This window comes from Pseudorhodobacter sp. (assembly GCF_030452865.1).
Classification (GTDB): domain Bacteria; phylum Pseudomonadota; class Alphaproteobacteria; order Rhodobacterales; family Rhodobacteraceae; genus Pseudorhodobacter.
In genome coordinates this window covers 1-8,440 of the sequence record NZ_JAKDLJ010000130.1, presented here as the reverse complement: position 1 = coordinate 8,440, position 8,440 = coordinate 1, and the positions used below count along the sequence as shown (strand labels likewise).

Genomic DNA, 8,440 nt, shown 5'->3' with positions numbered 1-8,440 from the left:
GCCCCTCCCCCGTTCAAACCCGGGCGGAGGCACTTGGTCTGCCTGTGCGCACGCCAACCTCGCTGCGCGACGCCGCCGCCGTGACGGGGTTTCGCGATCTGGGCGCCGATGTTGCTGTCGTTGTCGCCTATGGCTTGATCTTGCCGCAAGATATTCTTGACGCGCCGGTGCATGGCTGCCTGAATATCCACGCCTCATTGCTGCCGCGCTGGCGTGGTGCCGCCCCGATCCACCGCGCCATCATGGCGGGTGATCCAACCACCGGTGTCTGCATCATGCAGATGGAGGCGGGACTGGACACCGGCCCCGTTCTGCTGCGCCACGAAACGCCCATCGGGCAAACGGAGACCACTGCCGATCTGCACGACCGGCTGTCAACCATGGGTTCGGAACTGATTCTACAGGTGTTAGGAAATCTCCCCCAGCTCACACCGATGCCGCAAGCGGAAGCGGGTGTGACCTACGCCACCAAGATCGACAAAGCCGAGGCGCGGATTGACTGGACGCAATCCAGCGAAACGGTGGACCGTCAGATCCGGGGTCTTTCGCCATTTCCCGGTGCGTGGTGCGAAGTGGGCGACGAGCGGGTGAAGCTGTTGCGGTCGCGCATTGCCGATGGAGAGGGCACGCCGGGGCAGGTTCTGCATGGTTTCAAAATTGCCTGTGGCAGCGGCGCCGTGGAGGTGCTGCAAGCGCAACGAACCGGCAAGCGCCCTGCGGCCGCAGCAGACATCCTGCGCGGTTTCCCTTTACCGTCAGCCTTGTCCTGATCGCAAAAGGGTGATCACGCAGCGCCTTTGCTTTCGGTTTGATCGCGTTTCGTGCTATGCAACACACAACCCGTTTGCTGGAGCATCACCATGCCCGTGATTCTTGCCATCGTCATCATAGGGTCTGCTTTCGGATTTCTCGCAAGTCGCATGATGCGGATTGAGGCTGATGTGCCGACGACCATCGCCATTGGCATCGCAGGGGCGTTTATCGCTTGGGTAATCTTGCGACTTCCTATTTCCGTGATCGAGCTTATGGCGGTTTTGTTCTCAATCGCTCTCGGCGCGATGCTGTTGCTCAGCTTGTGGCAAAACCACAAGTCCAAATAGGTCCAATGCCATCGCACAGCGTCTGAAACGGCTTCCTTTCAGTGCCGAGGCAGATATGCGACCGGGGCGTTCTCATCACGCCAGAAGTCCAGTGGCGCATTCTCCGAAACCGGGGTGGCGCGCTTGAATTCGCAGATCACCTCCCCATTCTCAACCGAGGAGGCCACGATCAGACATTGGAAAATCTGGTTCGCCCCATCATAAATATCAATCAACCCGCGCAGATGCGGCGTTCGTGCCGCATCAAGCGCGATCCCGGTTTCCCACATCCGCAGGATCGGGAATACCGCGTCACCAAGCTGTACGCGCAAACGGGACCGCCGCTTCAGTTTCCGCAACGTCGCGGCTTCCAACCCTTCGCGAATCTCCTGTGGCAGAAACTCCAGCATGATCTGTCCTTTCGTTGCTGACCAGTGTGACCTCAAATGCGTTAAAATCAAGACAAGCCGTTGACAGCGACGCATGGCATTATCCACGCGACCGAAAAGTCACGTTGCCGATATCGGAAGAATCGCCCATCCCGGCGCAAATTGACACCGCCTGAAACGCCCAGAAGCCGCGCTTGGGGCTTTATGCGGGTCACGGCCGAAGTGATTGCAGCGCTTTGGCATTGCCAGTCCGCGTCTCCCTGCTACCTTGGGCGAAAAATAGACAACGGACGGAACTGATGCGCCATCTTGCCTTGCTCGCCCTTCTTGCCAACCTCGTCAGTCCCGCCGTAGCCGCGCCCTGCGGCGGCAATTTCACCGCATTCCTGACCACAATGCAAACCGAGGCGCAGGCGCAAGGGCTTTCCGCCGCCGACGCGCTGCGCTTTTTCGGCAATTTGCAACAAGACCCGAAAGTCCTGAAAGCCGATCGCGCGCAGGGTGTGTTCCGCAAAACCTTCACTGACTTTGCCCGCAGCCTGATCAGTCAGAACCGGATCGACAACGGCCGCGCCAATGCGCGTAAATACGCCGCGCTTTTTGACCGTGCGCAAAAGGATTACGGCATCCCCTCTGGTATCCTTCTGGCGTTCTGGGCGTTTGAGACGGATTTCGGCACCTTCCAGGGCGATTACAACACCGCCAACGCGCTTGCCACCCTCGCCCATGATTGCCGCCGACCTGACCTGTTCCAGCCGCAACTCCTCGCTGCGGCCAAACTGTGGCAGTTGGGCGATTTTGACCCCGCGACCACGACAGGCGCATGGGCGGGGGAAATTGGCATGGTCCAGATGCTGCCGGCCGACATTCTGGAGCGTGGAGTTGATGGCGATGGCGACGGTAAGGTGACACTGAAAACCTCCGTTCCGGATGCGATCCTGTCGGGCGCGCGCATGCTGCATGATTTCGGCTGGCAAGCCGGGCAACCCTGGCTGCAGGAGGTGGTCTTGCCCGACAGTCTTGACTGGGCACAGACTGGCTTGAAAACGCAGCGTCCTGCTGCGGAATGGTCGGCGATGGGTGTGAAACCGCGTGAAGGCACGCTTGCAGATCTGCCCGCCTCGATCCTGCTGCCGGAAGGGCGCAAAGGCCCGGCCTTCATCGCCTATCCGAATTATTCCGTTCTGTTCAAATGGAACCAGAGCTTTGTTTATGTCACAACCGCCGCCTATTTTGCCAACCGGCTGTCCGGAGCGGCGGTCTTCAACCCCGGCAATCCCGACCCGCAACTCTCGCTGGAGGATACCAAGACCTTGCAGGAACGCCTGCAACAGCGCGGTTACGATGTCGGCGGCATCGACGGCATTCTTGGCAGCGGTACCCGTGATGCGGTGCGACAGGAGCAGCAACGGCTAGGGCTTCCGGCCGATGCCTGGCCGACGCATGATCTGTTGAACCAGCTATGAGCGATTGGGGAATCTGTACGACCGTCAAAGCGCCGCTGGAACAGGTGCAAGCCTTCGCCGCCTATCACCTTGACCTCGGCGCGGCCCATATCTGGTTGCATTTTGATGACCCGGAAGACCCCGCCGCCGCCGCGTTTGACGACCCGCGTATCACCTGCCTTCGTTGCACAGATGCCTATTGGCTGGGGTTGATTGGCAAACGGCCTGAGCGTCACCAGAACCGGCAGGGCCGCAACATGCACCGGGTTTACAAGACCGGCGCTTTGCCCTGGATCGCGCATATCGACGTAGATGAATATCTTTTGCCCAATTACCCGATTGGCGAAATCCTTGACACCGCACAGCCCGAACAACTGATGCTGCGCATGGCCCCGTGGGAGGCGTTGCATGACGCGGCGCTTGCCGATGACATCTTCACCGCCAACCATTTCCGCGCAGCCCTACGCGGAGACGGCAATCACGATGCCCGCGCCCGCGCGTTTAGCAAATATGCCGCGCTACTGCCACATGGTGTGCTCTCCCACGCCGCAGGCAAGTGCTTTTTCCGGACCGGATTGTCCCGGTTTGAGCCTCGGTTGCACGGTGCCTTCAGGGCCGGTGTGCGGGTGCCCGGTGGTGAGTTTACCGAAAACATCGCACTGCTGCATTTTCACGCCCAAGACCCGGCGCGCTGGAAAGACCGGCTGCATTTCCGGCTGACGCGGGGGGCGTATCAGTACAATCCTGCGCTGCAAGAATGGCTGCTGGCTGCGGATGATGCTGCAATTGACCGCTTTTATCAAGAAACCCAGACCGCAACACCCGACACCCTCCGCCGCCTGGGTGATGAGGGTGTGTTGTTGGAGGCAAAGCTCGGCTTGCGCGACCGGATCACGGCGCAGGGTTGGTCATAGCGCATAAACCTCGGTTTTGCATTCACCCGGCGCATTGGCCGTTGGTTGGGCGCGACCCACCACCCCGTCAGGCCACCAACGCCTCCGCCCGCTTCAAATCGACCGAGACCAACTGGCTGACGCCTTGCTCCGCCATCGTCACCCCGAACAGGCGATCCATCCGCGCCATGGTAACGGCATGGTGGGTGATGATCAGAAAGCGGGTTTCGGTGCGGCGGGTCATTTCGTCCAGAAGATCACAGAACCGCGTGACGTTGGCGTCATCCAACGGCGCGTCCACCTCATCCAACACGCAAATCGGGGCGGGGTTCGCAAGGAAAACCGCGAAGATCAGCGCCATCGCGGTCAGCGTTTGCTCCCCCCCCGACAACAGCGAAAGCGTCGCCAGCTTCTTGCCCGGTGGTTGGCACATGATCTCCAGCCCTGCCTCCAGCGGATCGTCAGACTCGACAAGCACCAGCCGTGCCTCGCCCCCGCCGAACAAATGGGTGAACAGGGTGCCGAAAGAGGTGTTCACCTGCTCAAACGCCGTCAAAAGCCGTTCGCGCCCTTCGCGATTCAGCCCGGCAATGCCTGCGCGCAGCTTCTTGATCGCCTCCTCCAGATCGTGTTTCTCGGTGGCGAGCGTGTCATGCTCCTCCTGCACCGATTTCGCGTCTTCCTCGGCCCGCAGGTTCACCGCGCCCAATGCTTCGCGCTGGCGCTTCAGGCGGCTGACCTCGGTTTCAAGATGATCGACATTCGGCATCCTGTCGGGGTCGACATCCAGCGTTTGCAGAAGCTTTTCCGGTGCGCAATCCAACTCCTCGTGGATGCGCAGGGTCGCGGCGTCGCGCGCGTCCACCGCCGCCTCCTGCCGCGCCTCAGTGCGGGCGCGGGCCTCTCGCGCCTCCCCCGCAAGACGTTCGGCTTCGCGCTCGTGCAGTGTCGCCTCGCGCAGCGCGGCCTCCGCCTGCACCAACGCATCGGCGGCATTGGCGCGGCGCAACTCTGCCGCGTCCAGCGCATCTGCCAAATCCTCGCGCTGGATCGCGATTTCTTCGGGGGCTGCCTGCGCGTCGACCAACTCACCCTCGGTCAGCGTCTTGCGTTCCGCGAGTTCCTGCGCGCGGCTGGAAGCGGTCTCCAAGCGGTGCTTCCAGCCCGAGATTTCCTGCGTCACCTCTTGCCGCCGCTTCAGCCGCGCCTCCCCTTCACGGCGCAACTCATCATGGGCGGAACGGCGCGTCATCATGGTGATCCGCGCCGCCTCCACCGTGGTTTTCAGCGCCTCGACCGTCGCACGGGCGGCGTCAAGATCCGCCAGCGTATCAACGGCATTGCGAGCATCGCGCAGGGCCGCACGCGCCTCCGTCGCCTCAAGGTCAAAGCGGGCGACTGCCAGACGCGCAGCTTCCAACTTGCCCCCGGCGATGGAGCGGTCGGCTTCAGCCCGCGCCAAGGCACGGTTGGCGCCGGTCACGCGGGCATCGGCAGAGCGGCGGGCATCACGCGCGATCTGATCGGCGCGCGCCAGCTCGGCAAGCCGCGCCTGCAACCGCTCATGCGCCAGTCTTGCGCCATCGGCGCGGGCGGCGACATCCTCAAGATCCCGCTTCAACTGCACCAAACGGTTCAACTGCTTCAACCGCAGCGCAGCGGCAGAGGGCGCGTCATCCGCCCCAACGCGGAACCCGTCCCAGCGCCACAAATCGCCCTCTACGCTGACCAAGCGTTGACCGGGGCGCAGGGCGGATTGCAAAGCCGCGCCCTGATCACGCCTCACCAAACCGATTTGCGCAATCCGGCGATGCAGTACCTCCGGCACCGCGACCCATGCGGCCAAAGCGGTGGCCCCTGCGGGCAAGCCCGCGTTTTCGTCGTAATCCGGCAAGCTGGCCCAGCCCGAAACCGCATCGCCCGCAATCGCAGGGGCGCGCAAATCATCGGCCAATGCAGCACCCAGCGCCGCCTCATATCCCGGCTCTACTCGGCACAGGTCCATTACCTGTGACCCAGCGGCAGATTCGCGCTCCACCAAACGCGCCAAAGCCGCAACCTCGGCCCGCAGGGCATTCGCCTCGCCCTCCGCTTCGGAGCGCATCGCGCGGGCATCGGCTTCGCGGCCCTGTACTTCGGCGCGGGCCTCCTCGGCGGACTCCAACGCGTCTTCGGTGGCTTCGGCCAGGGCGGCGGCTTCCTCTTGCGCGATTTCGGCGGCTTCAAAACCTTCGGCGGCGCGCGCTTCGGCCTCTTGCGCCTCAACAGCGGTTTCGCGCGCGCGGGCTGCGTTGCCCTCCGCCTTTTCCACCGTGTTTTGAGTATCCACCAGCAAGCGTCGCCCCGATTGATGACGGGCCGCAAGCCGCGCAACATCTTCGGTCATTTCCGACATGCCACCTTCACGGTCTGTCAGCAGCGCCCCCGCTTCGCGTGCAGCATCCGCCGCATCGCGCAGCTTGTCGTCATGGCCTTCGGTCGCGCGGGAAAGCTGTTCCGCCTCCCACTCCAGCCGCTCAATCGTGTCGAGGGCATCGCGGTTCAATCCGGCTTCCCGCTCCATATCGCGGGTGAGTTGGTCAATGCGGCCGCGAAGGGTTTCAATGGTCTGCATCGCGCGGGCTTCGGTATCGGCTAGGGTATCGCGCTGCACGCTCAGCCGTTGCAGGATCGCCCCCGCAATCGCCTCCTCCTCGCGTTTGGGCGGCAGGGCGGCCTCCGCTTTCACGCGGGCATCTTCGGCCACTCGCGACAGGGTTTCGGCTTTGCTCGCCTGCACCAAACGGTCACGCAACTGGGTTTCGGCCTCCAGCACCGCGATATCCGCCTCCCGCCAGCGGCGGAACAAAAGCATCCCTTCGCTGCGGCGCAACTCGGTGCCGATCTCGCGGTAGCGGGCGGCTTGACGGGCTTGCCGGGCAAGCGTTCCAAGCTGCACCGCCAATGCCTCCAACACGTCATCAATGCGGGAAAGATTGGTTTCGGTCGCGGTCAGCCGCAACTCCGCCTCATGCCTGCGCTGATACAGCCCGGAAATCCCGGCCGCTTCCTCCAGAATACGGCGGCGCGATTTCGGCTTGGCGTTGATCAGTTCCGCAATCTGGCCCTGCCGCACCAGCGCAGGCGAATGCGCCCCGGTGGAGGCATCGGCGAACAGCATTTGAATGTCGCGCGCCCGCACGTCGCGGCTGTTCACCTTGTAGGCGGACCCGGCGTCGCGCGTGATCCGCCGCGCAATCTCGATCGTATCGGCCTCATTGAAACCCGATGGGGCAAGCCGTTCCTGATTGTCGATCACCAGCGCCACTTCGGCAAAATGCCGCGCCGGGCGGCTGGCAGTACCGGCAAAGATCACGTCTTCCATGCCGCCGCCGCGCATCGCGGTGGGCCGGTTTTCCCCCATCACCCAGCGCAGGGCTTCCAACAAGTTCGACTTGCCGCAACCGTTCGGACCGACCACGCCTGTCAGCCCCTCATGGATAATCAAATCCGTGGGGTCGACGAAACTCTTGAAACCGTTGAGCCGCAGCCGGTTGAAACGCAAAGAACAGGCACCTTGATTCTGTCAGTTGCGCAATCGTCGGTATCCTCACGCTATGTGTCAAGCCGTTAACCCTGCATTATGGGGCAGGACGGCGGTTATCCACAACATCTTGCAACTTTCGGGTGCGGCAAGGTCAACAGATTGCCGCACAAACGTCTTGTAACAAAGCACGAATTCCGCTTGACCGGGCGCTTGGTGCCAAGGACAGTCATTGAGATGAAGGAATCCCGCATGACCCCGTTTCAACCGCATGAGCCCTATGACTGGGACGCGCTTCTGGCGCAGATCAGACGGGCATTTGCCGGGATGGAAGGGCGTATCGACCCGCCCTCATCTCTCAACCGGATGAAGGCGCAGGATCTCGCGTCCCATCCGGGGGAGGTCTGGGTGATCGGCACGCCGCCGCGCGCTTGTATGGTGCTGACCCGCAAAGCCCATGCGCTGCACTTGGGCCGCCTTTCGGTTGACCCGCCCTATCAGCGCAAAGGCTATGCCCATGCCTTGATCACCCACGCCGAAACCCGCGCCCGCGCCCTTGGTCTGTCCGCGCTGGAACTGCAATCCCGCATTGAACTTGTCGAAAACCACGCGATTTTCTTTGCAATGGGGTTTGAGCAGACCGGATCAACGACCCACGCGGGGTTCGAGGGTCCGACCTCGCTCGTGTTCACCAAGAGGATCAAACCCGAATCCGTCTGACCTGAGACATCAGGCATCACCTGAGGCGTTGAAATCTTTGATTTCAGGCAGCGTTTGGAGATTCATGTATGACCAGATAGGCTTTAACGCTGCGACACCCGCATCGCCTTGCCCTGGTCCTTCTGCCTGCTGCGAATGACGGTAAACAGGCCCGCCAGCACGACGACCGCGCCGCCGACAACCACATTGATGCGCAAGGTCTCATCAAAGACAACCAGCGCAATCACGGTGACGAACACTATTTGCAGATAGGCGAAAGGTTGCAACGCGCTCGCCTCCGCCACCGAATAGCTGCGAATCAAAAGGTAATGCCCAAAGAGCGCGAGGGAGGAATAAAAACCCATCATCAGCGCGTCAAACGGTGGCATCGCCACAAGGAATGGCAAGCCTA

7 protein-coding genes and 1 pseudogene are annotated in these 8,440 nt (G+C 62.1%); 5 read left to right on the top strand and 3 right to left on the bottom strand.

The features are described 5' to 3' along the window. Both fmt and L0H65_RS09455 read left to right on the top strand, forming a co-directional pair. A partial coding sequence (fmt, locus tag L0H65_RS09460) for a methionyl-tRNA formyltransferase (RefSeq protein ID WP_301458626.1) occupies positions 1-770 on the top strand: 770 nt, incomplete at its 5' end. A 90-nt stretch (positions 771-860) separates the two neighbouring features. Further along, a complete protein-coding gene (locus tag L0H65_RS09455; protein WP_301458625.1) occupies positions 861-1,100 on the top strand; it encodes a GlsB/YeaQ/YmgE family stress response membrane protein in 240 nt (79 codons plus the stop codon). A gap of 38 nt (positions 1,101-1,138) precedes the next feature. Here the strand turns inward: L0H65_RS09455 and L0H65_RS09450 are convergent, their stop codons facing one another. Continuing rightward, positions 1,139-1,489 (bottom strand): hypothetical protein, encoded by a 351-nt coding sequence (locus L0H65_RS09450; RefSeq protein ID WP_301458624.1) that lies wholly within the window; start codon positions 1,487-1,489, stop codon positions 1,139-1,141. A 278-nt stretch (positions 1,490-1,767) separates the two neighbouring features. On the opposite strand from L0H65_RS09450, the gene L0H65_RS09445 reads away from it, so the two are divergent. Beyond that, entirely contained in the window at positions 1,768-2,934 is a 1,167-nt protein-coding gene (locus L0H65_RS09445; RefSeq protein WP_301458623.1) for a lytic murein transglycosylase, read from the top strand. Beyond that, the gene (locus L0H65_RS09440) at positions 2,931-3,827 is read left to right on the top strand and encodes a glycosyltransferase family 2 protein (RefSeq protein WP_301458622.1); all 897 of its coding nucleotides are present in this window, start codon (positions 2,931-2,933) and stop codon (positions 3,825-3,827) included. The genes L0H65_RS09445 and L0H65_RS09440 overlap by 4 nt, the downstream gene beginning before the upstream one ends. A gap of 67 nt (positions 3,828-3,894) precedes the next feature. On the opposite strand, the gene smc is transcribed toward L0H65_RS09440, so the two are convergent. Further along, the gene (gene smc / locus L0H65_RS09435; protein WP_301458621.1) at positions 3,895-7,350 is read right to left on the bottom strand and encodes a chromosome segregation protein SMC; all 3,456 of its coding nucleotides are present in this window, start codon (positions 7,348-7,350) and stop codon (positions 3,895-3,897) included. Between the two features lie 231 nt (positions 7,351-7,581). Here smc and L0H65_RS09430 point away from each other — a divergent pair, with 231 nt between their 5' ends. Next, entirely contained in the window at positions 7,582-8,049 is a 468-nt protein-coding gene (locus L0H65_RS09430; RefSeq protein WP_301458620.1) for a GNAT family N-acetyltransferase, read from the top strand. An 83-nt stretch (positions 8,050-8,132) separates the two neighbouring features. Here L0H65_RS09430 and L0H65_RS09425 read toward each other — a convergent pair. After that, a pseudogene (locus L0H65_RS09425) lies at positions 8,133-8,440 on the bottom strand (EamA/RhaT family transporter); the annotation flags it as partial.

Bases quoted from the DNA above. Each gene is read 5' to 3' on its own strand.
- L0H65_RS09430 (WP_301458620.1), top strand. From the start codon at position 7,582: ATGACCCCGTTTCAACCGCATGAGCCCTATGACTGGGACGCGCTTCTG.
- L0H65_RS09445 (WP_301458623.1), top strand. From the start codon at position 1,768: ATGCGCCATCTTGCCTTGCTCGCCCTTCTTGCCAACCTCGTCAGTCCC.
- L0H65_RS09440 (WP_301458622.1), top strand. From the start codon at position 2,931: ATGAGCGATTGGGGAATCTGTACGACCGTCAAAGCGCCGCTGGAACAG.
- L0H65_RS09455 (WP_301458625.1), top strand. From the start codon at position 861: ATGCCCGTGATTCTTGCCATCGTCATCATAGGGTCTGCTTTCGGATTT.
- L0H65_RS09450 (WP_301458624.1), bottom strand. From the start codon at position 1,489: ATGCTGGAGTTTCTGCCACAGGAGATTCGCGAAGGGTTGGAAGCCGCG.